At 39.5% G+C, this 25,723-nt stretch carries 25 protein-coding genes; 23 read left to right on the forward strand and 2 right to left on the reverse strand.

The genetic code is table 11. The annotated features are described in order from the left end of the window. Nucleotides 1-2 precede the first annotated feature (2 nt). A complete protein-coding gene (gene pyrE, locus AC6CHJ_RS03680) occupies nt 3-632 on the forward strand; it encodes an orotate phosphoribosyltransferase (protein ID WP_147195089.1) in 630 nt (209 codons plus the stop codon). Nucleotides 633-831: 199 nt separating this feature from the next. Continuing rightward, complete coding sequence (locus AC6CHJ_RS03685; RefSeq protein WP_498287312.1) at nt 832-1,413, forward strand: DUF6944 family repetitive protein; 582 nt, start codon at nt 832-834, stop codon at nt 1,411-1,413. A 119-nt stretch (nt 1,414-1,532) separates the two neighbouring features. On the opposite strand, the gene AC6CHJ_RS03690 is transcribed toward AC6CHJ_RS03685, so the two are convergent. Next, nucleotides 1,533-3,227 carry an Rqc2 family fibronectin-binding protein gene (locus AC6CHJ_RS03690; RefSeq protein WP_498287314.1) on the reverse strand — a complete coding sequence of 565 codons (1,695 nt, stop codon included), beginning with the start codon at nt 3,225-3,227 and terminating at the stop codon, nt 1,533-1,535. Nucleotides 3,228-3,424: 197 nt separating this feature from the next. Here AC6CHJ_RS03690 and AC6CHJ_RS03695 point away from each other — a divergent pair, with 197 nt between their 5' ends. The 16 genes from AC6CHJ_RS03695 (at nt 3,425) to spoVM (ending at nt 19,239) form a co-directional block, all read left to right on the forward strand. Beyond that, nucleotides 3,425-4,207, forward strand: a complete 783-nt coding sequence (locus tag AC6CHJ_RS03695) for a class I SAM-dependent methyltransferase (RefSeq protein ID WP_498287316.1) — start codon at nt 3,425-3,427, stop codon at nt 4,205-4,207. A 301-nt stretch (nt 4,208-4,508) separates the two neighbouring features. Next, nucleotides 4,509-5,384: a YicC/YloC family endoribonuclease gene (locus AC6CHJ_RS03700; protein ID WP_147194220.1), complete on the forward strand. Its 876-nt coding sequence runs from the start codon at nt 4,509-4,511 to the stop codon at nt 5,382-5,384. A gap of 48 nt (nt 5,385-5,432) precedes the next feature. Then, a complete protein-coding gene (gene gmk, locus AC6CHJ_RS03705; protein ID WP_066785282.1) occupies nt 5,433-6,050 on the forward strand; it encodes a guanylate kinase in 618 nt (205 codons plus the stop codon). A 3-nt stretch (nt 6,051-6,053) separates the two neighbouring features. Further along, on the forward strand, nt 6,054-6,278 hold the full coding sequence (gene rpoZ / locus AC6CHJ_RS03710; protein WP_066785285.1) for a DNA-directed RNA polymerase subunit omega: 225 nt from the start codon (nt 6,054-6,056) through the stop codon (nt 6,276-6,278). Nucleotides 6,279-6,466: 188 nt separating this feature from the next. Next, entirely contained in the window at nt 6,467-7,672 is a 1,206-nt protein-coding gene (coaBC, locus tag AC6CHJ_RS03715; protein WP_249775661.1) for a bifunctional phosphopantothenoylcysteine decarboxylase/phosphopantothenate--cysteine ligase CoaBC, read from the forward strand. Nucleotides 7,673-7,760: 88 nt separating this feature from the next. Continuing rightward, entirely contained in the window at nt 7,761-10,169 is a 2,409-nt protein-coding gene (gene priA, locus AC6CHJ_RS03720) for a primosomal protein N' (RefSeq protein ID WP_498287319.1), read from the forward strand. A gap of 22 nt (nt 10,170-10,191) precedes the next feature. Beyond that, nucleotides 10,192-10,695, forward strand: a complete 504-nt coding sequence (gene def / locus AC6CHJ_RS03725; protein WP_249775663.1) for a peptide deformylase — start codon at nt 10,192-10,194, stop codon at nt 10,693-10,695. Beyond that, the gene (fmt, locus tag AC6CHJ_RS03730; protein WP_147194212.1) at nt 10,692-11,633 is read left to right on the forward strand and encodes a methionyl-tRNA formyltransferase; all 942 of its coding nucleotides are present in this window, start codon (nt 10,692-10,694) and stop codon (nt 11,631-11,633) included. Before def ends, fmt begins: the two co-directional genes overlap by 4 nt. Further along, a complete protein-coding gene (gene rsmB, locus AC6CHJ_RS03735; protein WP_498287321.1) occupies nt 11,630-13,012 on the forward strand; it encodes a 16S rRNA (cytosine(967)-C(5))-methyltransferase RsmB in 1,383 nt (460 codons plus the stop codon). Before fmt ends, rsmB begins: the two co-directional genes overlap by 4 nt. Next, entirely contained in the window at nt 13,012-14,109 is a 1,098-nt protein-coding gene (gene rlmN / locus AC6CHJ_RS03740) for a dual-specificity RNA methyltransferase RlmN (RefSeq protein ID WP_066785305.1), read from the forward strand. Before rsmB ends, rlmN begins: the two co-directional genes overlap by 1 nt. 14 nt (nt 14,110-14,123) lie before the next feature. Beyond that, nucleotides 14,124-14,873: a Stp1/IreP family PP2C-type Ser/Thr phosphatase gene (locus AC6CHJ_RS03745; protein ID WP_147194207.1), complete on the forward strand. Its 750-nt coding sequence runs from the start codon at nt 14,124-14,126 to the stop codon at nt 14,871-14,873. 2 nt (nt 14,874-14,875) lie between these two features. After that, complete coding sequence (gene pknB / locus AC6CHJ_RS03750; protein ID WP_498287323.1) at nt 14,876-16,840, forward strand: Stk1 family PASTA domain-containing Ser/Thr kinase; 1,965 nt, start codon at nt 14,876-14,878, stop codon at nt 16,838-16,840. 39 nt (nt 16,841-16,879) lie between these two features. Then, nucleotides 16,880-17,761 (forward strand): ribosome small subunit-dependent GTPase A, encoded by an 882-nt coding sequence (gene rsgA / locus AC6CHJ_RS03755; protein WP_498287325.1) that lies wholly within the window; start codon nt 16,880-16,882, stop codon nt 17,759-17,761. Nucleotides 17,762-17,763: 2 nt separating this feature from the next. Beyond that, on the forward strand, nt 17,764-18,429 hold the full coding sequence (gene rpe, locus AC6CHJ_RS03760; protein ID WP_498287327.1) for a ribulose-phosphate 3-epimerase: 666 nt from the start codon (nt 17,764-17,766) through the stop codon (nt 18,427-18,429). After that, nucleotides 18,426-19,088 (forward strand): thiamine diphosphokinase, encoded by a 663-nt coding sequence (locus AC6CHJ_RS03765; RefSeq protein WP_498287329.1) that lies wholly within the window; start codon nt 18,426-18,428, stop codon nt 19,086-19,088. Before rpe ends, AC6CHJ_RS03765 begins: the two co-directional genes overlap by 4 nt. 4 nt (nt 19,089-19,092) lie before the next feature. Continuing rightward, on the forward strand, nt 19,093-19,239 hold the full coding sequence (spoVM, locus tag AC6CHJ_RS03770; RefSeq protein ID WP_223823519.1) for a stage V sporulation protein SpoVM: 147 nt from the start codon (nt 19,093-19,095) through the stop codon (nt 19,237-19,239). Between the two features lie 30 nt (nt 19,240-19,269). Here the strand turns inward: spoVM and rpmB are convergent, their stop codons facing one another. Further along, entirely contained in the window at nt 19,270-19,458 is a 189-nt protein-coding gene (gene rpmB / locus AC6CHJ_RS03775; protein WP_066785320.1) for a 50S ribosomal protein L28, read from the reverse strand. A gap of 346 nt (nt 19,459-19,804) precedes the next feature. Between rpmB and AC6CHJ_RS03780 the strand changes: the two genes are divergently transcribed. From AC6CHJ_RS03780 to recG, 5 genes are all read left to right on the forward strand, one after another. Beyond that, nucleotides 19,805-20,167 (forward strand): Asp23/Gls24 family envelope stress response protein, encoded by a 363-nt coding sequence (locus tag AC6CHJ_RS03780; protein ID WP_066785323.1) that lies wholly within the window; start codon nt 19,805-19,807, stop codon nt 20,165-20,167. A 19-nt stretch (nt 20,168-20,186) separates the two neighbouring features. Next, complete coding sequence (locus tag AC6CHJ_RS03785) at nt 20,187-21,851, forward strand: DAK2 domain-containing protein (RefSeq protein WP_498287331.1); 1,665 nt, start codon at nt 20,187-20,189, stop codon at nt 21,849-21,851. A gap of 259 nt (nt 21,852-22,110) precedes the next feature. Continuing rightward, nucleotides 22,111-22,773, forward strand: coding sequence for an L-serine ammonia-lyase, iron-sulfur-dependent subunit beta (sdaAB, locus tag AC6CHJ_RS03790; RefSeq protein ID WP_066785328.1), 663 nt, complete (start codon nt 22,111-22,113; stop codon nt 22,771-22,773). Nucleotides 22,774-22,785: 12 nt separating this feature from the next. Beyond that, complete coding sequence (sdaAA, locus tag AC6CHJ_RS03795) at nt 22,786-23,682, forward strand: L-serine ammonia-lyase, iron-sulfur-dependent, subunit alpha (RefSeq protein ID WP_147194197.1); 897 nt, start codon at nt 22,786-22,788, stop codon at nt 23,680-23,682. Continuing rightward, a complete protein-coding gene (gene recG, locus AC6CHJ_RS03800) occupies nt 23,675-25,720 on the forward strand; it encodes an ATP-dependent DNA helicase RecG (RefSeq protein WP_498287333.1) in 2,046 nt (681 codons plus the stop codon). The genes sdaAA and recG overlap by 8 nt, the downstream gene beginning before the upstream one ends. The last annotated feature ends 3 nt before the right edge of the window (nt 25,721-25,723 follow it).

Below are 25,723 nucleotides of genomic sequence, written 5' to 3' on the forward strand. Positions count from 1 at the left end.
CAATGACAATTCAAAAAGAAGTAGCGCAAGGTATGTTGAAGGCAGGGGCGGTTTCCATCAATCCAACCAACCTTTTTACATGGGCATCTGGCATTAAATCACCAATCTATTGTGATACGCGTCTAACCATCTCTTATCCAAACGTACGAAAGACCATTGCTAAGGGACTGGCACAGTTAATTCAGGAAAACTTCCCAGTGGCAGAAGTGGTTGCGGGGACCGCCACAGCAGGCATTCCACACGCTGCATGGGTAAGTGATCTTCTAGATTTGCCGATGGTCTATGTTCGTTCTAAGCCAAAAGGGCACGGACAAGGCAATCAAACAGAAGGGAAACTACATAGAGGACAAAAAGTAGTTGTTGTGGAAGATATTATTTCTACTGGTGGTTCAAGCATTAATGCAGTAGAAGCACTTCGACGTGAAGGGGCAGAAGTCATAGGGGTTGTGTCTGTGTATTCATACATGTTGAACCGAGCAGATGAGAATTTCACAGAAGCAGGCGTACCGTACAAAAGCCTGACTAACTTTGAAACATTAGTCGAAACAGCGAAAGAGAACCAGGAAATCCAACCCTCTGATATTCCAGGACTGCTTCAATGGCATGCTGATTTAAAAGAAGGAAAGCTTTAATAGAACTAGCAATAGAAATATTGTAGTAGGCTTATGCAGACTGTAGACAAATTTAAATTTTGTTTGCAGTCTTTTTGTATTACTTATATGTGATAATTGTATTCAATCAAAAAATCTAACATTGTAAAGGCCATTACCCTTCCGTAAGTCAACTGTTCTGCATTATATATAAGTAAGATGCTTTAGAAGGAGGGGAGAATTGGACAATCAAATACAAGCGTTATTCGGATCTTTAATAAATGCAATAGGTACAACAATCGCAGCAATTGGAAACACGCCATCAATAATAAAAAGTGAAGAGGCATCAACCTCTCTTGAGTTAGTCGGAGGAACTTTACAAGCTACGGGAGGAGCTTTAGTAGCAGATAGTATCAAACAATATTCATTAGGGAAATTGGGTATACAGCTAAAAGTAATTGGTAATCTAATCACAATAATTGCCATTGTCGCAACGGCAAATGAAGAAGATAGGATAAAGTTGGAGATTCAAGAATCTCTTACTGAAGCAACTGGTGGGAGTCTTTCCTTTGTGGCGGCACTAGAAGAGGAACCAACTCCCCTTGCTTTATATGAAATATATGGTAGCTTTTTAGAAACAGTTGGATACTCCATGGTAGCTCTTGCTGGAATTAAAACACTTAGAGGAGAAGAAAGCGAAACAATCAATACAATCGGTTGGTGGATTGAGGTGATTGGCTCAGTTATTGGCTTTATAGGAGTAGCAAAAGGTATTCGCAATGAGTCTGGGCAACCTGAAGCAAGTTGGTTGGAGACAGACTAGTGATTGTGTAGGTATTAATTATTATATGATGATACTGCTATTACATTGGCATAATTAATAAAAGGGAATTAGGTAGAAAAAAGAACCGCCAGCTGAAGAGCTAGACGGTTCTTTACTATTTAGTCTTTTTTCAATTTCATAACAAGCTCTTCATCTGGTGTAACAAAAATAGTTTTTTGTTCAAAGTAGATGACAAAACCAGGTTTTGAACCATTTGGCTTTTTAACATGGCGAGCTTCCGTATAATCAACAGGAACGGATGAAGATTCGCGAGCTTTACTAAAATAAGCTGATAATGTTGCCGCTTCTCTTATTGTTTCTTCATCTGGATCGGCATCATGTATAACAACGTGAGAGCCTGGGATGTCCTTTGTATGCATCCATACTTCAGATTTTTTGGCGACTTTAAAGGTCAGGTAGTCATTTTGTTTATTATTTTTGCCGACTGAAATGCGTATACCAGTGGAAGAAATAAAATCTTCCGGCATTGGTTTCGTTGGTTTTTTTCTTCGTTTGTTCGCACGCATTTTCATAAATCCTTGCTCTGCTAACTCTTCGCGGATTTCTTCAATGTCATGAGGAGATGCTTGCTGCACTTGTTGAGACAGCATCTCAAAATACGTAATGTCATCATTTGTCTTGTCAATTTGTTCTTGAATCATAATAAGCGCATTTTTTGCTTTGTTATATCTTGTATAGTAGCTTTGCGCATTTTCAATAGGCGTTTTTCGTTCGTTTAAAGGTATAGTTACAGCTGCTTGATTTTCATCATAATAATTTTCAACGGTGATTTCTTTTGCGCCTTTATCAAAATTATAGATGTTCGCCATTAGCAACTCGCCATATAGTTGATACTGGTCCAGCCGTGTTGCCTGCTGCAAATCTTTTTGCAGTTTTTTTAGTTTTAACTTTAACTTGTTCACTTCGTTTTGCAGCCAACGTTCTAAATCGCCTGCCTGTTGTTTGACGCGATCTCGTTCAGCCCTTGCAAAGAAAACACGATCTAACAATGAGCTTAATGTATCAAATGATGTAGACTTGCCATCTAGATGTGTTAAGGCTGTTGGGGAAAAATGAATTTTACCATTCGCCTCTACGTATGTAGGCTGGTCGCCACCGTGCTGGAACGATTTAATATAGGAGTTAAAGTAATCGGCGGCAGCGTCATGATTATTCTCTATACGATATAAGAACTCTTTCGCATGAAGTGGAGAAAAGCCTGTGAAATGCTGAACGATGTCTTGTGCTGTTTTCTCCGTCTCAAAGAATGATTGTAATGCTACTGTATCCGTCTCTGTTGGATTTACTTTATCTTGCGGCGGTGGTGCAATATAGGCTTGACCAGGAAGCACTGTACGGTAACTATTCAGGGAAGGTGGCAAGTGTTTTAAACTATCCACAATTTTGTGCGACTCTTTTTCTATTAAAATAAGATTACTATGCCTTCCCATGATTTCTGCAATTAATTCTCTTGTGATACGATCGCCAATTTCATTTTTACTTGTAATTGTAAAGACGATGATTCGGTCGCCGTCAATTTGGCGAATAGATTCGATAATTCCGCCTTCAATATGTTTGCGTAAGAGCATGCAAAACATTGGCGGTTCAGATGGATTTTCTACTGATTGGTCCGTTAAATGGACACGGGCGTATGATGAATGGATTGAAAATAATAGTTTATGGTTTTTTCCATTTGCCCGGATTGTTAGAATTACTTCTTGTGCATTCGGTTGATGCACTTTTGCGATGCGACCTGTCGTCAGCTTTTGTAATTCTTTGGTCATCGCTAATGTAAATAAACCGTCATATGCCATATGGTATTCCTCTTTCAACACGTTTTGTTCTATCTTAACATTTTTTAAAGGCAATATGAATTTATGGAGCCTATTATGTGCTCAATAGACCATAAAAGAAAATACAAAAAAGGGATAGCTGAAGCTTTTCTAGAATATAAAACTGAGGGGTACTTTTCTGGAATCAGAGAAGTGTGAGAATGAAGGGGGTATTTTTTATGGCAATAGATTTTAATAAACCGGCTAATCGCTTTACATATTCTACTAGAGAAGCGGATCATACGTGGATTGATAAAGTGAATGAAATATGTGAAGTGAAAGGTAAAAAGGTTTTAGATATTGGGTGTGGCGGAGGAATTTATACAAAAGCATTGGCCAAGATGGGGGCTGCAGAAGTTACAGGTTTAGATTTTTCAGAACAGCTATTACATACGGCAAAAGAAAACTGCAGGGACTATGATAATATAAATTTCAAATTAGGAAATGCTTTAGATACAAAATTGGCTGATGAGCAATATGATATTATTTTAGAAAGAGCAGTTATACATCATATTGATAATTTAAATGCGTGTTTTCAAGAGGGATATCGATTGCTAAAACCAGGTGGTGTCTTCCTTATTCAAGACAGAACGCGAGAGGATTGTCTTCTGAAAGGCAGCGCCACTAATATAAGAGGATACTTTTTTGAGAAGTATCCAAGTTTGATCGATAAAGAAATTTCTAGAAGATACCCGAGTCATGATGTGATGCAATTCCTTAAAGAAAATGGTTTCCATCCTATCGAAGAATATAGTTTATGGGAAACTAGAAAAGTTTATCAATACCTCGATGATTTAATGAAAGATATTAAGAATCGAACAGGTCGTTCCATTCTCTATGAACTGAACGACGAACAAGTAGATGAGCTTGCGGTATACATTAAAGACCAAATCAATAGTACAACTAATAATCCTATTATTGAAAAGGATAGATGGACTATTTGGAAAGGCATTAAGTCGTAATGTAGAAAACAATTTAGGAAATCTATTGAATAAAGATTAAGGATAAAACAAGAGTAGATAGGTCCTACCAAGCAATTTATTAGAGCTTCAATAGAATAATGATAAAAAGAAGTGCCGGACAAATGTGAGATTTTACTTTACAGAGTGTTCGGTTTTTCTATGAGTTAAAACAATTAGTTTCAGCCATTAGAGGTTTTTAGAATGATATATTATTTAAAACTTCTCTACTAGTCAATGTACGCAAGATTTATTTCTTGTGCTATACTTATTAGATAGAATGCAAAGAAGGATGTGACGGGCCTTGGTTCGAAGTATGACTGGTTTTGGCAGGGGTGTCACAACAACGGAACAATTGCAGTTGACCGTGGAAATCCGCTCGGTAAATCATCGTTTCTTGGAAATTTCAACGAGATTTCCAAAAGAGTGGACGGAAGCAGAAGTATTTGCAAAGAAGCTACTCTCTACAAAAGTAGCAAGAGGAAAACTCGATGTATCCGTAAATGTGAAAGAAATGGAACCACTTGGTCAATCAATACATATTAATTGGCCATTAGTCGATGCATATATTGAGGCGCAAGAGGAGCTTAGCAGTAAGCTTCCGCTTACAAAGCAGTGGTCTATGGCTGAGATATTAGGCTTAGAAGAAGTCGTCACGGTAAAAACAAAGGAACTGTCTAAAGAAGAGGTCTTAGCAGCCATCGAGCTTGCAACTGAAGAAGCTGCTTCTGTTCTAGTTGGAATGAGGCAAAGAGAAGGTTTAGAATTATTAGAAGCAGTTCGACGTTTAAAAGCAATGCTAGAAGCGCAGATTACGATTATACAGAAAGGATCTGCGATGGCTGTGGAAAAGTATCGTTCTAAACTCTTGGCTCGTATTCAAGAAATTTGCCAAGCTGACCATGTTGAAGAGCGTGTTCTGATGGAAGTAGCTGTATTTGCAGAAAAAGCGGATATAGCTGAAGAAATTGACCGTTTGAGCAGCCATTTAAAACAGGTGGATGAAACCTTAAGAGATGAAGCTGCAATTGGCCGAAAATTAGACTTCTTAATGCAAGAGATGAACCGGGAGATTAATACGATTGGTGCTAAAAACCAATCAGCTGAAGTAGCAAGCGCGGTTGTTGAAGCTAAGTCAATTCTTGAGAAAATGCGTGAGCAGGTTCAAAATATTGAATAGTGGCTTGGATTATTGTATGATTATTTTTTTGAAACATGAGGGAGAGTTATGAGAAAAGAACGTGGATTACTAATTGTCTTATCAGGTCCATCAGGCGTAGGCAAAGGCACTGTTCGTAAAGAACTGTTTTCACAGCCGGATACCAATTATGAATACTCGATTTCTATGACTACGCGCAAACCGCGCGAGGGTGAAGTCGATGGTGTGGATTATTTCTTTAAGAGCAAAGAAGAATTTGAAACATTAATTGAACAAGGCAGACTGCTTGAATTCGCCAATTATGTGGGGAATTATTACGGTACGCCAATTGATTATGTAAATGCTACACTTGATGCGGGCCGCGATGTGTTTCTTGAGATTGAAGTACAAGGAGCAGCGCAAATACGCGAAAAAGTGCCGGATGGCTTATTTATTTTCCTTGCGCCACCAAGCCTTTCAGAGTTGCAGGACCGCTTAGTCGGCCGTGGCACAGAAACGGAAGAAGTGATTGCAACACGCATAGCCGCTGCAAATAAAGAATTAGAAATGATGAATTTGTATGATTATGTTGTGGAAAATGATGAAGTACAATTAGCTTGTGACCGCATCAATGCGATTGTACTGGCAGAGCATTGCCGACGCGAACGTGTGGAAAAACAATACCTAGCTATGTTGAGAGGAGAATAAACGATGTTATACCCATCTGTTGACGTTTTAAAAACGAAAATTGATTCTAAATATTCACTTGTAAGTCTTGCCGCTAAAAGAGCGCGCTCTATGCAGGAAGGAAGCCCAAATTTACTAATGAGATATGTATCTCACAAAAATGTTGGGAAAGCGCTTGAAGAAGTAGCTGCAGGCGTCTTAACAAAAGAGGAACAAGACGAAACAAAAATTTACGAAGACGAAGTATAAGCATCTATTCGGGCATCCTATGTAATTAGGATGATTGGATACATAAAATTTGTATTCCGAAACATTTTCCCGACAACCGAATGATATAGGTTGAAAATATGGCTTCTTTAATTCATACGATCTATTAACAGCCGCAGCTCCCAGGGAAAACTTTCTTTGGGGGCTTGTGTTTTGAAAGGAAGAGAAAAATGCTTTCAAATAAAAAAATCTTACTTTGTGTTACTGGCGGCATTGCCGTTTATAAAGCTGTTGCTCTTGTTAGTAAATTAACCCAGAAGGGTGCGCATGTAAAAGTCATTATGACAGAATCTGCAACACGATTTGTAACGCCACTCAGCTTTCAAGTAATGTCTAAACATGATGTTTATACGGATACGTTTGATGAAAAGGATTCAAATGTGATAGCCCATATTGATTTAGCAGATTGGGCAGATCTGATCATCGTAGCGCCGGCTACAGCCAACACTATTGGTAAACTGGCAAATGGTATAGCGGATGATATGGTGACAACAACATTACTTGCAGCAACAGGGCAAGTGTGGATAGCCCCTGCTATGAATGTACATATGTATGATCATCCAGCTGTAAAGCGCAATGTAGAAACACTTACACAGGATGGTTACCAATGGATTGAACCGGATGAAGGTTATCTTGCATGTGGCTATGTTGGAAAAGGACGACTAGAAGAACCAGAGAAAATTGTTGCACTGGTAGAAAGTTATTTCATGCCAAAACACTTGCCTTTAAAAGGAAAGAAAGTGGTAGTGTCTGCAGGCCCTACACGAGAAAGAATTGACCCTGTTCGTTTTCTGACGAATTTTTCAAGCGGGAAAATGGGATATGCAATGGCGGCGGCTGCAGCGAAATTGGGAGCACAAACGATCTTGGTTTCTGGTCCTGTTTCAATAGATCCTCCAAAGGGTGTTCAAGTAGTACCAGTAGAAAGCGCTGAAGAAATGCTGCAAGCCATCCTAAAAGAGTATGATACAGCGGATATTGTTGTTAAAACTGCAGCTGTGGCAGACTATCGACCGAAAGAAACTTTTTCCCGCAAGATGAAAAAGCAGCCAGGCGATTCAACGATAGAATTAGAACGGACAACCGATATTCTTTTGACATTAGGTGAACGAAAACAGCACCAATTATTGATTGGTTTTGCAGCTGAAACGAATGATGTCATCAATTATGCTAAAGGTAAATTAGAAAAAAAGAACGCCGATTATATTGTAGCCAATGATGTATCAAAAACAGACCGCGGATTTGGGACAGATCTAAATACAGTTACGCTTGTCGGAAATAATGACTATCAAGTAAACTTCTCACAACTTCCGAAAGAAGAGCTTGCTTTAAAATTGTTTGAAACTATATTAAAAAGGCAAGGATTGTGGAATTAAAAATTACTCAAGCTTGATAGCTGTAAAATAACCATAACCGCTAATTTCAACAATAGAAAGGTAGTGGTAATAATGATATTACCCTAACATGATTGCGCAAGTAATAGTGGATGTGTCCGCATATCCTGTCGACCGGCCTTTTGATTACAAAGTGCCTGAAGAATTACAAGAGCTAGTCGAGGTTGGCTGCCGTGTAAAAGTACCATTTGGCAAAAGAAATGTTCTGGGATTTATTACAGCTTTACAAAGTGAAAGTGATGTACCGAAGGACAAGCTTAAACCCATTGCCGAACTGTTAGATATCGAGCCCATTTTAACGAATGAAATGCTAGAGCTGGCTAAATGGATGACAGACCATACGCTGTGTTATGAAATTGATGCTCTGCAAGTTATGCTCCCATCCGCATTGCGTGCGAAATATGAAAAAACAATCCTTCTAAAAGAAGATCCTACTTATTTGCCAGAGGAACTACAGCAGCTATTCGGAAATAAAACGGCCATTCCTTATAAAAAAGTAGAAAGTGCCAATCTATTAAGGGTGCTTAAATCTTGTATGAAGAATGGGTATGTAGAGCAAAAAACAGTTGTCAAACAACAAGGCAATGTGAAAGAAGTCCGCAAAGTCAAAATAGCAAGCAATTATGAGAGATTGCAAGAGATTGCTGAAAGTATCCCTCCACGAGCTAAAAAACAGCGGCAAGTCGTAGAATGGATGGCTTTGCATGTGGGAGAGGAATTTACTCCTAATGAAATATGTGAAACGGTGAGTGTGACGCCACAGGTTGTAAATGCGGTTATTGAAAAAGGAGCGGCCACATATTTCCAAGAGGAAGTGTATCGTGATCCATTTTCAAAAGAAGTGAAGGGTTCAATTCCTCTAGCCTTAACAGATGAACAAGAAGTAGCCTTGAAAGAAATTTTACATTCTGTAAAATCACGTCAAGCAACAACCTATTTATTGCATGGCATCACAGGAAGCGGCAAGACAGAAGTATACCTACAAGCAATCCAGGAAGCGATTAATAGGGGACAAGAAGCCATTGTATTGGTACCTGAAATATCCTTGACACCACAGATGACAGAACGCTTCAGGGCTCGCTTTGGCGATTTGGTTGCAGTAATGCACAGTGGATTGTCAAAGGGTGAAAAATATGATGAATGGCGAAAAATTGGTCGTGGAGAAGTTAAAGTAGCAGTTGGAGCAAGGTCAGCTGTTTTCGCACCTTTTACAAATTTGGGCCTGATTATTCTAGATGAAGAACATGAATCGACGTATAAACAAGAAGACACGCCTCGTTATCATGCAAGAGATATAGCAATTTGGCGCAGCGAGTATCATCATTGCCCCGTTATATTAGGAAGTGCTACCCCTTCCCTTGAATCGTTTGCGCGTGCAAAGAAAAATGTCTATACATTATTAACGCTAGAAAAAAGAGCGAAACAGCAATCTCTTCCGAAAGTGGAAGTCGTTGATATGCGAGAAGAGCTCCATAATGGCAACCGGTCTATGTTTTCAGGTGCATTAATGGAAGCAATGGAAGATCGGTTGAAGAAAAAAGAACAAATGGTATTGTTTCTGAATCGTAGAGGTTTTTCTTCTTTTGTGCTATGCCGAGATTGTGGAACAGTCGTCCAATGTAAAAATTGCGATATATCCATGACATATCACCGGTCTTCTGAAAAGCTTAAGTGTCATTATTGTGGTTATGAAGAACATGTTCCAACAGAATGTCCAGAATGCCATAGCGAACATATTCGATTCTTTGGCACAGGCACACAAAAGATAGAAGCAGAAATTTATAAGCTATTTCCTGAAGCTCGTGTTCTTCGAATGGATGTCGATACAACAAGGCAAAAGGGTGCCCATGAGAAGATATTAGAAGACTTTGGGAACTTAAAAGCAGACATTTTGCTTGGTACGCAAATGATTGCTAAAGGATTGGATTTTCCAAAAATCACCCTTGTCGGCGTATTAAGTGCTGATACCTCATTGAATTTACCGGACTTTCGAGCGGCAGAGCGGACTTTTCAATTGCTTACACAAGTAAGCGGACGAGCAGGACGGCATGATTTGCCTGGTGAAGTCATTGTCCAAACATACAGTCCGGAACATTACGCAGTCCAGCTGTCGAAAGAGCAACAGTATGCACCATTCTATGACCAAGAAATGATGATGCGTCATCAATTCGCTTATCCTCCTTATTATTTTGTAGCGCTTATCCAAGTTACACATGAAGATGTACTCATGGCAGCAGAATATGCAGGAAAGGCAATGGATTTTTTAAAGCTAAAACTATCCAGCCAAGTCGGGCTAATTGGGCCTACACCTGCGTCTATAAGCCGCGTCCAAAATCGATATCGTTATCAATGTTTGATAAAATATAAAATAGAACCAAACCTAACCGAAACGTTAAAACAACTGATACGGATTTATCGGACGGACTGGATTAAGAAAGGCATCCAGCTAACAGTTGATTTAGATCCTTCAGTTATTTAATAGATAGAACGGAGAAAAGAATATGGCCTTATTAGAGATTGTTAAAAACCCAGCAGAAATTTTAAAGAAAAAAGCAGCAGAAGTTACACAATTTGATAACAACCTAGCGCAGCTTTTAGATGATATGTATGAAACAATGGTAGAAAATGATGGAGTTGGAATTGCAGCACCTCAAGTGAATAAAAGTATTCAAGCGGCTGTTGTCGAGCTTGGAGAAGAACGGGATGTTCTCGAATTAATTAATCCGGTTATTGTGGCAATATCAGAAGATACGGATACGGATATTGAAGGATGCTTAAGTTTCCCTGATGTATATGGCGATGTGGAACGTCCGGTATACGTAAAAGTAGAGGCGCAAGACCGAAATGGAGACTTATATGAACTAGAAGCACATGATTATGATGCTCGCGTCATCCAACATGAGGTAGACCATTTAAACGGCATTTTATTTGATCAAAAAATAACTAAAACGTATACACTTGAAGAAATCGAAGAGATGTACGCAGACGAGGAGGAAGAAGAGTGACATCGATTGTATTTATGGGAACACCAGACTTTTCTGTTCCGATTTTGCGTATGATTCAGGAAGAAGGCTATCATATCCAAGCTGTCGTAACACAGCCAGATCGCCCAGTCGGACGCAAACGGGTCCTAACGCCTCCACCTGTAAAAAAAGCGGCTGTGGAACTTGGGTTGCCAGTCATCCAGCCTGAACGTTTAAAAGGTTCAGAAGAACTAAAGCAGATTATTGACCTACAGCCTGATTTGATTGTCACAGCAGCATTCGGGCAGCTTTTACCTAAAGAATTGCTTGAGACGCCAAGACTCGGCTGCATTAATGTCCATGCATCACTATTGCCGAAGTATCGCGGCGGTGCACCAATCCATCAAGCGGTGATAGATGGTGAAAAAGAGACAGGCGTTACAATTATGTATATGGCAGAAAAACTAGATGCTGGCGATATTATTGCAAAGCAAGCTATGCCAATAGAAGAAGACGATACAACCGGTACACTCTTTGATAAATTAAGCATTATCGGCCGTGATTTATTAAAAGATACATTGCCTTCTATCATCGAAGGGACGAATGAGCGCATTCCACAGGACGAATCGAAAGTGTCGTTTGCTCGTAATATTTCCCGTGAACAAGAACGTATTGATTGGTCACAAAGCAGTACAGCGATTTATAACCAAATCCGAGGTCTGCATCCTTGGCCGATTGCCTATACAACCCTTGATAATCAAAACGTTAAAATTTGGTGGGCTAAAAAATCGACTGCTACGCATACTGAAAAACCAGGCACTGTCATTGCGATTGGCAAAAAGTCTTTTACAGTTGCTACAGGAGAGGGTCAAGCCATTGATATATTGGACTTGCAGCCTGCGGGTAAAAAACAGATGGAAGCCGTTAATTACTTAAATGGTGTTGGTTCAAAATTGCAGATTGGGGATCTTTTTGAATGAGTAAGAGTAAGAAAAAAAGTAGTAATAATGCTATTTGGGACGGTAATGTCCGCGATGCCGCCCTTTCTATTTTGTTGGCTGTCGACCAGCAGCAAGCCTATAGCAACTTGCTGTTACACCAAACAATTGAAAAATACAAAATTGATGCTAAAGACCGCGGACTCCTTACGGAAATAACGTATGGCACACTCCAACATAAGATGACGCTTGATTACTATTTAGAGCCATATGTAAGAGGAAAGCTAGATAATTGGGTACGTTGGCTATTGCGCTTATCTCTCTATCAAATTGTATATTTAACAAAAATACCTGATCATGCAGCCGTCAACGAAGCAGTTGAAATCGCCAAGAGGCGTGCACGACATCGAGGTGTCAGCGCAACAGTAAACGGCATTTTGCGTTCTATACTAAGAGAAGGATACCGTGATACGACACTCATAGAGGATGATGTTTTGAGATTGTCGATTGAATCCAGCCATCCTGAATGGCTTGTTCGCCGTTATATTCAAGATTATGGATTAGAAAAAGCAGGTGAAATGCTGTTTGAAAATAATATGCCACCACACCAAACGGTTCGTGTAAACACGGCGAAAGCGACTGTAGAAGAAGCACTTCGCAGTTTGTGGGATGATGGCTTTTCAGTCAAACGGAGTGAAGCAATACCTGAATGCCTTCATATTTTAGAAGGACAAGCAGCTCGCTCGAACGCCTTCAAAGAGGGCTTAATTACGATTCAAGATGAAAGCTCTATGTTGCCTGCATATGCGCTCGATGTTACGCCAGGCATGAAAGTATTAGACATGTGCGCAGCACCAGGTGGAAAAACAACACATATAGCTGAAAAAATGAACAATCAAGGCAAGCTTATAGCAACAGATTTACATGCACATAAAATTCGCTTGATCGATCAAAATGCAACGCGTTTAGGCTTATCCATTATTGAACCAGCAGTATTGGATGGCAGGAAAGCTGCAGAACAATTTGGTGAAGAGTCATTCGATCGCATTTTAGTAGATGCACCATGCAGTGGTCTTGGTGTCATACGCCGGAAACCGGATATAAAATATACAAAAAATGAGAGCGACCATGAGTCTTTGCAAAAAATTCAGCTGGAATTATTAAATACAGCCTATATTTTATTAAAAAAACAAGGCAAAATGGTTTACAGTACCTGTACAATTGATAAAATGGAGAACGACGAGACGGTTGCTGCATTTTTAAAAGCGCACCCAGATATGGAGCTAGCGCCAATTGAAAATGCACCTGATGCGTTTCCGCCATTGAAAGAGGAAGGCATGATACAGGTCTTTCCACAAGATTTAGGCAGCGATGGTTTTTTTGTCGCGGCTTTTAGAAAAAAAGGAGGATCCACAAACTAATGGATCATGAAATAAAAACAGCAAGAGTAAAAAAAGAAAAACCACAGCTACGCGAATCAATATATTCTCTATTACCAGACGAATTACAAGACTGGCTGAAAGAAAACGGAGAAAAGCCTTTTAGAGCAGCCCAAATTTTTGAATGGCTCTATGTGAAGCGCGTAAAAAGTTTTGATGAAATGACTAATCTTTCAAAAGGCTTACGTGATAAATTGCAGCAAGCATTTGCTTTTAGTACGTTAAATACACTAATCAAGCAAGAATCCAAAGACGGCACTATTAAATTCCTTTTCCAATTGCAAGATGGCTATTCCATCGAAACTGTTTTAATGGCGCATGATTACGGGAATTCAGTATGTGTAACAACCCAAGTAGGCTGCAGAATTGGCTGCTCTTTCTGTGCTTCTACATTGGGAGGATTAAAACGCCATTTACTACCTGGTGAAATTGTAGAACAAGTAGTAAAGGTACAACAAGCATTGGATGAAAAGGATCAGCGAGTTAGCTCAGTAGTCATCATGGGTATCGGTGAACCATTTGATAACTACGATGCTATGATGCAATTCTTAAAAGTGATCAACCATGAAAAAGCATTAAATATTGGCGCAAGACATATCACAGTATCAACAAGCGGCATAATTCCGAAAATCTACAAATTTGCAGACGAACAATTGCAAATTAACTTTGCACTTTCATTGCATGCGCCTAACCAAGAGCTGCGTCAGCAATTAATGCCAATTGCAAAAGCATATAAATTGCCTGAATTAATGGAGGCAGTACGTTATTATACTGAAAAAACGGGTCGTCGAATTAGTTTTGAATACGGGCTTTTTGGTAGCGTCAACGATACTGTTGCACATGCGGAAGAATTAGCAAAACTGATCAAAGGTATTAAATGCCACGTGAATTTAATCCCTGTCAATTATGTACCAGAACGCGATTATGTTAGAACACCGCGCAATAAGATCTTTGATTTTGAAAAAACATTAAAAAATCATGGTATTAACGCAACAATCCGTCGCGAACAAGGGTCGGATATTGATGCGGCTTGTGGCCAATTGCGGGCGAAGGAGAGAAAAGAAGAAACAACCCACTAATGAGGTGATCTGTAGTGAGATATACAATCGTCAGTGATATAGGAAGAAAACGAGCTTTAAATGAAGATTGTGCTGCATTCATCTCCCGCGCCGACTCATACCAGCTAGCTATTGTAGCGGATGGTATGGGTGGGCATAATGCAGGGGATGTTGCTAGCAAAATGGCTGTTAAACAATTAGAAGAGTATTTTATAGAAGCAGATGGTGCCAGTTTTGAATCTACTTCCAAAACAGAAGTTTGGTTAAAAGAAACAGTTAAAAGCATCAATAGCTCACTTTATAAGTACTCTTTAACACACGAAGGCTGCCAGGGAATGGGGACCACATTAATTGCTGTTGTCTTCAAAGACACAAATGCTGTTATTTCTCATGTTGGAGACAGCCGTGTGTATTTAATATCATCTGAGGAAGTTCGCTTAATCACAAAGGACCATTCTTACGTCAACATACTTGTTGATAATGGGGAAATTAGTGAAGAAGAAGCTAAGAGTCATCCGAAGAAAAACTATATTTTGAAATCATTAGGAACAGAATCTACTATTGAACCTGATAGTTATCAAGTTGAGATGATGGATGATACCTATATGCTGATTTGTTCGGATGGCTTAAGCAATAAACTAACAAATGAAGAGATGCAAACCATTGTGATGAATACATCAACTATAGAAGAAAAAGGTGACGAGCTCGTCCAATTAGCAAATGATTTGGGCGGAGAAGATAATATTACACTAATCCTTTTATCGCAAAGCCATGAGGAGGTGTAAGCATGCTAGCTGGAAAAAGAATTAGCGGCCGCTATAAAATCTTAGAAGTAATAGGCGGCGGAGGCATGTCGAATGTCTACTTGGCTCATGATATGATTCTTGACCGAGATGTTGCTATTAAAATACTGCATTATAATTTTAATGATGAACAGGAAATGCAAAGACGGTTTCAAAGAGAGGCGCTCTCTGCTACTAGCCTTACTCATCCGAACATTGTGAGCATTTATGATGTTGGCGAGGACGGCAATATGCACTATCTGGTAATGGAATATGTGAAGGGGCAAACACTGAAACAATACATACAAAAATATGCCCCGTTAGCTGCAGCGAAAAGCGTCCAAATCATGAAACAATTAACTTCAGCAATTGCTCATGCCCATCAAAACCAAATTATCCACCGAGATATCAAACCACAAAATATTTTGATGGATGAAGAAGGTAATGTGAAGATTACAGACTTTGGTATTGCAATGGCTTTAGAAGATACTTCTTTTACACGTACCAATTCAGTTTTAGGAACTGTTCATTATTTATCACCAGAGCAGGCAAGAGGTGGTACAGCTACTAAGAAATCGGACATCTATTCTTTAGGAATCCTGTTATATGAATTATTGACAGGTCAATTGCCATTTTCCGGAGAATCAGCGGTCTCAATTGCTTTAAAACATTTGCAAACCGAAACACCTTCTGTACGGGCAATTGTGCCGGGGATTCCTCAAAGTTTAGAAAACGTGGTTTTAAAAGCAACTGCCAAAGACCCTGTGCACCGTTACCAATCAGTGTGGGAGATGGCGGAAGATTTAGAAACAGTCCTTTCTGATGAAAGAAGCCATGAAGCGAAATTTCAGACTCCAATTGATCATGATATGACAAAAGTTATTCCAATCATTAAAGAACCTGTTGAAGAAAAAGATTTGCAAAAAACAATGGCAATGCCTATCAGAGACAAGGCGATAGAAGAACCAGCACAACCAATTAAAAAGAAGCAGAAAAAGAAGAAAAGAAAATGGTTGATTCTCAGCGGATTGCTCATTGCACTTGTGCTTATTCTACTGTCATTATTGTTTATCTTTCCAGATCTGTTCAATGAAAAAAGATATCCAATTCCTGATGTTTCCAAACAACAGACAGATGAGGCAATTACCAATTTGAAAAATGCAGGTTTCGAAATCGGTGAAAAAACAAAGCAAAATTCGGACGATGTGAAACGAAACCATATTATTATGACCTCCCCAGGTCCAGACAATGAAAGAGCAAAAGGAACGAAAATTGATCTTGTCATTAGTAAAGGGCCCAAAAAAGTGGAGATCTCAAACTATACGGGAAAAGACATTGACCAAGTGAAGGACCTTCTGGAAAGACAAGGTTTTAAAGATGTTGAGGTTGAGGAGGACTATTCAGACGAAACGGAAGGTATCATTATCAAGCAATCGATTGATGAAGGCAAGAAAGTGGTGCCAGGTGATACGTCCATTAAACTGATTGTCAGCAAAGGGCAGGAACAAGAACATGTTTCAAATCTCGTTGGCTATGACGAAGAGGCTCTTAATACCTATGCTAAAAGCTCTGGATTCCACATTCATATTGGCAGCGAAAAATACTCAGATGATGTTCCTAAGGGTCAAGTAATTTCACAATCTCCATCAGCAGGTGAAGCGTTAGCTGTCGGTAGTACGATTGAAGTAGTTTTATCTAAGGGACCTGAAGAAAAGCCTGTAAAAACATACGTAAAAACAGTGAACATCCCTTATGAAAAAGAGAGTGAAGGCGAGCCGCAACAAGTACGTATCTATATTCAAGATAAAACGCATAAGATAAATGATGTTTACCAAGAATTTCAATTGTTCTCCTCTCAGGAAAAACGATTGCAATTTGAAGTTGAAAAAGGCCAGCAAGCACGATACAGAATCATACGAGATGATAAAGTAATTATAGATGAAACGGTTTCTTATGATGATTTGTCATAATATTAGATAGCATAAATGAGATGAATTAGGAGGTATGGTATGCCAAATGGCCAAATACGAAAAGCATTAAGTGGTTTTTATTATGTGAAGGATGGAGAGAAGCAAATTCAATGCCGCGGACGAGGCGTTTTCCGCAATAAAGGGATTACGCCGCTTGTGGGTGATCACGTTGAATATGAGGTAGAGGGCAACAATGATGGCACAATTACAGCAATTGATCCCCGGAAAAATGAACTTGTCCGTCCGCCGATTGCGAATATAGATCAGGCTATTCTCGTTTTCTCAACGACAGAACCGGCATTTAATTCGCTTCTGCTCGACCGTTTCTTAGTGGTGTTGGAATCGTTCCACATCCATCCTATCATCTGTCTAACTAAGACGGATTTGTTATCGATAGAAGAAAAAGAAAACATAGCATCATATGAGCAGGATTACAAAAATATAGGTTACACCATCTTGGAAACCTATAAAGAAGATCCAGAATTACTAAGTAAAATGGCTCCATTGCTGCAAGGAAAAACCACAGTTTTAGCTGGACAATCTGGTGTTGGAAAATCAACCCTGCTTAATTCGATCATGCCAGCACTTGGTCTAAAGACAGGCATCATTTCAGAAGCCCTTGGCCGAGGAAAACATACAACGCGGCATGTAGAATTAATTGAGATTGCGGGAGGCCTTATCGCAGATACTCCGGGATTTAGCTCTTTTGATTTTGATGAGATTGAAAAGGAAGAATTAACTCGTTGTTTTCCTGAATTGGATGAACTATCAGAACGATGCAAGTTTCGTGGGTGCCTGCATTTAAAAGAGCCAAAATGTGCTGTGAAAGAGGCGTATGAATCTGGCGGTATTAAAAGTTATCGCTATGAACACTATTTGCAATTTTTACAAGAAATCATGGACAGAAAGCCGAGGTACTAGTAATGATTAAAATCGCACCATCTATTTTAGCAGCTGATTTTTCAAAATTGGCTGAAGAAGTAAAAGCTGTAGAAGAAGCAGGAGCTAAATTAATTCATATCGATGTTATGGATGGCCATTTTGTTCCTAATATCACGATGGGTCCCATTGTAGTTGACGCGTTGCGTCCTGTAACAAATCTGCCATTAGATGTTCACTTAATGATTGAAAATCCTGATCAGTATATAGAAGAGTTCGTAAAAGCAGGTGCGGACTATATTACTGTACATGTGGAAGCATGCAGACATTTGCATCGCACGATTCAGCTAATCCGTTCACTTGGTGCAAAACCAGGAGTTGTATTAAACCCTCATACACCAGTTGAAACCATTCAACATGTCTTAGAAGACATAGACTTAGTACTGCTCATGACAGTAAATCCAGGTTTTGGCGGACAAAAGTTTATCCATTCTGTCGTTCCGAAGATTGAAACATTATCAGGTATGATTAAAGAAAAGAACTTGAATGTGGAAATTGAAATTGACGGCGGTATTAATGCAGAAACGATTAAACCTTGCGCTCAAGCAGGCGCCAGCATTTTTGTTGCTGGTTCAGCCATATACGGACAAGAAGACCGTAAGGCTGCATTGCAAAGCATTTTAACAGCAGGAGAAGAAGCGATCAAATGACAACTGTCGTTATTTGTGCTGGCGGACCGAAGGAGGAAATCGTTACAGGCGATTTCCTCCTTTCGTTTAAAAATGCGGTATTTATTGGAGCCGATCACGGTAGCATAACATTGATGGATCATGGGATTATGCCAGACCTGGCTATAGGAGATTTTGATTCGCTTACAGAGAGTGAATGGTCTAGGATACAAGAGCGCGTATCAGGCATTGAACATCATCCACCGCAGAAAAATGAAACGGATACGGAGCTTGCCGTTATCAGAGCTTTGGCATACAAGCCGGAAAAAATTATATTAATTGGAGCAACAGGTGGAAGATTAGACCATTTTGAGGCAAATATGCGAATGATCTATCGATTACAAGAAATGCATCCATCTATTGAATTTAAAATTATAAATAAAATGAATTCTTTGCAATTTTTTCAGCCTGGCGAACATAAGATAGTAGCAGATTCCTATTTCAAGTATATATCCTTTTTTGCGTATGGTAGCAATGTCTTAAATGTTACTTTGAAAAACATGCTGTACGAAACAACGGATGAAATCATTGATTTAGGGACGACTCGTTTTACGAGTAACGAAATAGTGGGTGAATATGCGTCTATTTCTTTCACACATGGCATATGTTTAATGATAAGAAGTACAGATGATAAGGAGTGACCAGTTGAAAGTATACACATTTCAATTACCAAAAGTAGTGAGTAACTTTGCGCGTTTTTGTTTGCAAATGGTATCTAATGATTCGGCAGGGCCTAAAAAAACAGCAACAGCCTCGAAAAAGAAAAAAGGGAAAGAAAAAACGCCAAGTTGAGAAAATCAACTTGGCGTTTTAATGTTAAAATTAAACGCGTTCAACTTTACCTGATTTAAGTGCACGAGCTGAAACCCATACACGTTTCGGTTTACCGTCTACTAAGATACGAACTTTTTGTAGGTTAGCTCCCCAAGTACGTTTGTTAGCGTTCATTGCGTGAGAACGATTGTTACCAGATACTGCTTTACGTCCAGTAATCACACATTTTTTTGGCATATTAATTCCCTCCTCATAAAGAAGTTGAAAAATTTATGATTTCACTTCGGTATTTCACATACTTTAATAATTTAACACACACTTTTCGCCATTGCAACTGATTTTGACCCTCTTTCAAGAAAAAAGCCTTTACACTTAAAATCATTTAAACATTCTTGTGAAAAATATTGAAAATAACAAAATCGCTTTACCTGTTGCTCATTTCTATCTGTCTATAGTTAAATGTAGTTTTATAGTACAAATGCAAAAAACTATTGTATAATGTGCAAAGAGTCTAGATAATGTTGTCCTTTGCAAAGAATTGATAGTACAATAAGAGATAGTCGAAAAATCAGGAGGAGTTATTATGTCAGTAGAATTGAAAAATGAATTCGGTCGAATTGATATCTCTAATGATGTAGTTGCACAGATTGCAGGGGGTGCAGCAATTGAATGTTACGGCATTGTCGGCATGGCTAGTAAACATCAAATACGCGATGGTTTAACAGATATACTTCGCAAAGAAAATTTTGCAAAAGGCGTGATCGTTCGCCAAGATGGCGAAGATATACATATAGACATGTATGTCATTATCAGTTATGGAACAAAAATTTCTGAGGTTGCATATCAAGTCCAATCCAAAGTAAAATATACACTCGATCAAACACTGGGAATGAGTGTTCATTCTGTAAATATTTTCGTGCAAGGTGTTCGTGTGGCGAACGTGTAAGAGGAGGAACTAAAAACTTATGAAGTCATTAGACGGGATCAAATTTGCGGAAATGGTGGAGGCAGGCTCCCGCCATTTATCTCAAAATGCAGAGTATGTTGATTCGCTAAATGTATTTCCTGTGCCAGATGGCGATACAGGAACAAATATGAATTTATCGATGACGTCTGGCGCCAAAGAAACGGCTGCTCATAAAACAGAAAACATCGGTAATACAGCACAAGCCTTATCTAAAGGTTTATTGATGGGGGCACGCGGTAATTCCGGCGTCATACTTTCTCAATTATTCCGCGGTTTTGGAAAAGCAGTAGAAAAAGAAGATACATTGGATTCCATAAAATTTGCACAAGCGCTAAAGCATGGTGTTGACACAGCTTATAAAGCTGTTATGAAACCTGTAGAAGGTACTATTTTGACTGTTGCGCGCGTTGCTGCAGAAAAAGCTGTAGAAGTCGCTGAACATGAACAAGACATTCGTGTAGTGATGGAAGAAACGTTAACAGCGGCAAAGGAAGCGCTTGCCCAAACTCCTGAAATGCTACCTGTTCTAAAAGAAGTAGGCGTAGTAGATAGTGGTGGACAAGGTTTAGTTTTTGTTTATGAAGGATTTACAGCGGTATTAAAGGGTGAGGAAATTCCTACTGCTACCGTTGTGGAATCACTTGATGATTTAGTCAACGCAGAGCATCACAAGGCGCAAGATTTCATGGACACTTCAGAGATTGTATATGGCTATTGCACAGAGTTCATGGTGCGGTTTGAAGAAGGAAAGAAACCATTTGAAGAGGAATCTTTCCGAAATGATATGAGCAAATTCGGTGATTCATTACTTGTTATTTCAGATGATGAAGTCGTAAAAATCCATGTGCATTCCGAAACGCCAGGAGAAGTAATCTCCTATGGCCATCAATATGGAAGCTTGGTCAAAATAAAAGTAGATAATATGCGTCTACAACATACAGCTATTGTTGGTGAAGATCATCCACAAGGAGATACAAAAAAAGCGGCAGAAAAAGAAGTGAAGAAGCATCCTTATGCGATTGTTACAGTGGCAATGGGCGAAGGTGTGGCAAGACTTCTTGAAAGTATTGGAGCATCCTATGTCATAGAAGGTGGACAAACAATGAACCCTTCTACAGAAGATATCGTAAATGCTGTTAAAAAAGTTGGCGCTGAAAAAGTGTTAATCTTGCCGAATAACAAAAATATTGTCATGGCAGCAGAACAAGCTGCAGAGCTATTAGAGATTGAGGCAGCAGTTGTGCCAACTAAGACAATTCCACAAGGTTTGGCGGCGGTTCTTGCTTTCAATCCTGACCAAACAGTTGAAGAAAATAAAAAACATATGGCAAATGCAAGTACGAATGTTAAGTCTGGACAAATTACTTTTGCTGTCCGCGATACGACAATTGATGGCATTGAAATTCATAAAGATGATTTTATGGCCATTAATGAAGGCAGCATTATTCAAGCAACCCCTTCTTTGAAAGTAGCATCAGAGCTTCTGCTTAGCGATATGATTGATGAGGAATCTGAAATCGTAACCGTGCTTTATGGTGAAGACATTCAAAAAGAAACAGCAGACGAATTAGTACATTTCATTGAAGAAAAATATCCTGATGTAGAAGTAGAAGTTCATAACGGCAAACAGCCGCTATATCCTTATATCTTCTCAGTAGAATAAGAAAATAGGACGAAGAACAGCTAAGATGATCGCTTAGCTGTTTTTCTTATGGTGAAACAAAAAAGTTTGGTTAAACGCTAGTATTCGTGTAAAATTGAGATAAAGTTAAACTTAACGCACTAGGGGTTATATGTCTCTTTATGCGAGATTAGTAGGAACAAGGAATCTTACGGACAACTATTCATTTAAGCTTAGATGGGAAGGTATCGTCCGGTAATAATATTGGATAAAACATTCATAAAAATTGGAGAGAAATGATATGAAATATACATCTGTGTTCGATATTATCGGTCCTGTTATGATTGGACCATCATCATCTCATACTGCTGGCGCTGCTCGCATCGGCCGAGTTGCAAGAGATTTATTTGGACGCCTTCCAAAATGGGCAAAGATTCATTTATATGGCTCATTTGCGGAGACATATAAAGGACATGGAACAGACGTAGCGATCATTGGTGGATTGCTAGATTACGAGACATACGATGAACGCATTAAAACAGCATTCCAAGACGCAAAGAATGCCGGTTTGGAATTTGAATTTATACCTGAAACAGATCATACCGAACATCCAAATACAGCCCGGATTGTAATAGGAGATGACGAAACAGAAATGTCAATCGTCGGTATTTCAATCGGTGGTGGTACAATTGAGATAACAGAACTTAATGGATTCCCGCTTCGATTGTCTGGAGGCATGCCTGCTATTTTAGTTGTGCATAATGACCGTGCAGGCTGTATTGCAAATGTGGCGAAATGCCTTGCAGAATATGATATTAATATTGGCCATATGGAAGTATCTCGTAAGGAGAGAGGAAATATGGCGTTAATGGTCATTGAAATTGATCAAAATATTGACCAATCTATAATGGAAGAAATCGAACTTCTACCAAATATCACCAAGGTGACACGCATAAAAAAATAGGAGGAAAAAAAGATGGAAGTCTTATTTCATAATGTAAGAGAATTAGTTGAACGCGCTGAAAATGAAAATAAGCTTATTTCAGAGATCATGATAGAACAAGAGATGTTAATGTCTGAAAGAAGCAGAGAAGAAATTATTGCCCAAATGGAAAATAATTTAAAAGTAATGGAAGAAGCACTTGAGAAGGGTTTAAAAGGCGTAAAGTCTGTTACAGGTTTGACAGGTGGGGATGCCGTTCTTATGCAAAATTATATTCAATCAGGCAAAGGTCTATCAGGGGATATCTTGCTAGATGCTGTTAGCAAAGCTGTAGCGACAAATGAAGTTAATGCAGCAATGGGGACAATATGCGCTACACCAACAGCGGGATCTGCAGGCGTAGTTCCAGGTACGCTTTTTGCTGTGAAGAATAAATTAAATCCAACAAAAGAACAAATGGTACGCTATTTGTTCACATCAGGTGCATTTGGTTTTGTGGTTGCTAATAATGCTTCTATTTCTGGTGCAGCGGGCGGTTGCCAAGCAGAAGTTGGCTCAGCTGCAGCGATGGCAGCAGCAGCGATTGTTGAAATGGCTGGCGGTACACCTGCACAAAGTTCGCATGCTTTCGCTATTTCCTTGAAAAATATGCTCGGCCTTGTTTGTGACCCTGTTGCAGGACTTGTAGAAGTACCATGTGTGAAGCGTAATGCTATGGGTGCAGCCAATGCAATGGTTGCTGCAGATATGGCTCTAGCGGGCATTACTAGCCGAATTCCAACAGATGAAGTCATTGGTGCCATGTACCGTATTGGTCAAACAATGCCTACTGCACTAAAAGAAACTGCGCAAGGCGGTTTAGCTGCTACACCAACCGGCAAAGCGCTACAAGCAAAAATTTTCGGTGGAGCTGTTTTAGAACGTGGCTAATCTGTTCAGCCCTGTAACAGAGCTGAAAGGTGTGGGTAAAGCTTCTGCTGAAGCATTGCAGGCAATGGGCATTGAAACAGTCGAGAATCTCATTTGGACATTTCCATATCGCCATGAAGATTTTCGCTTAAAAGATATAGCAGAAACGCCTCACAATGAGCGCGTTACTGTAGAAGGGCGCATTGAAAGCGAACCAGCTGTACTTTATCTAGGGAAAAATAAGTCTAGAATGCAGCTGCAAGCTTTAGTGGGTCGCCACCTAATTAAACTAGTATTTTTTAATCAAAACTACTTGCGGACTAAATTGTCGCCGGGCATGGTTGTGACAGTTACAGGGAAATGGGATCGTGGAAGACAAGTCATTAATGTGAGCAACATTACATTTGGCCCGAAAACAGATCAAGCGGATTTCGAACCAGTTTACAGTTTGAAAGGAAAGCTGTCACAGAAAAAGTTCAGACAATTTATGAGGCAGGCATTGGATGATGCCAAAGCGGATCTTCCGGAAACATTACCTGCAAGCATACGTAAGGAGTATAAATTGCTAGATTTGCCGGATGCTTTGGAAGGTGTCCATTTTCCGCAAGATGCTGCTCATGCGAAACAAGCTAGGCGAAGATTTGTTTATGAAGAACTGCTACTTTTCCAAATGAAAATTCAAGCACTCAGAAAAACAAGAAAGCAACAAGAACATGGCATAGAGATCCATTATGATTTAAAAAAAGTACGTCAATTCATCCAATCGCTGCCTTACGAACTGACTCAGGCGCAGAAAAAAGTGGTGAACGAAATCTCTCGTGATTTGTTGATTCCTGAACGTATGAATAGGCTCCTTCAAGGAGATGTTGGGTCTGGGAAAACAGTCGTTTCAGCTATTGCACTTTATTCTGCTGTCACAGCAGGCTTTCAGGGTGCCCTAATGGCGCCCACAGAAATTTTAGCTGAACAGCATGCTGCTTCACTTGATGAATGGCTAAGGCCGTTCGGCGTAGAAGTTGCTCTCTTGTCAGGCTCCATCAAGCAAAAAGCAAGGAAAGAGCTATTACAGAGATTAAAACAAGGCGAAGTTGATATATTAATAGGGACCCATGCGCTTATCCAGCCAGATGTAATGTTCAAACGATTAGGCTTAGTCATTACAGATGAACAGCACAGATTTGGTGTGGAACAAAGAAGGATATTACGTGAAAAAGGGGAAAATCCTGACGTTCTTTTCATGACAGCAACACCCATTCCTCGTACTCTTTCAATCACAGCATTTGGAGAGATGGATGTATCCATTATCGATGAAATGCCTGCTGGTAGGAAAAAGATTGAAACCAGTTGGGTAAAACATGAACAATTTGGACAGGTCCTCCTACAAATGGAGCAAGAGCTCTCTCAAGGCCGTCAAGCATACGTGATTTGCCCGCTCATTGAAGAGTCCGACAAACTAGATGTTCAAAATGCAGTTGATGTGTATCAACAATTAATTACTTTATTTAATGGTAAATATAAGGTTGGCTTGATGCATGGCAGATTGCCTGCTCAAGAAAAAGATGCTGTCATGCGAGCATATAGTGACGGAGAACTGGATGTATTGGTGTCAACGACAGTTGTAGAGGTTGGAGTCAATGTCCCGAACGCCACTTTTATGGTGATTTATGATGCAGAGCGCTTTGGTTTAGCTCAACTTCATCAATTGAGGGGGCGTGTCGGACGAAGTGATTTTCAGTCTTATTGTGTATTAATTGCCGATCCTAAAAGTGAGGAAGGAAAAGTTCGAATGCATTCAATGACAGAAACGAATGATGGCTTCCAATTGGCAGAAAAAGATTTAGAACTTCGTGGTCCTGGCGATTTCTTTGGAAAAAAACAAAGCGGTTTACCAGAATTTAAGATGGCGGATTTAGTCCACGACTACAGAGCATTAGAGACTGCGCGGCAAGATGCAATACAACTAATTAATTCTACTGATTTTTGGCAAGATGATGAATATGGCCCGTTGCGAGAGCGTCTACGGGTGTCTGGAGCGCTAGATGGAGAGAGAATTGATTAAAAG

It is taken from the genome of Rummeliibacillus sp. GQ308 (assembly GCF_059759115.1).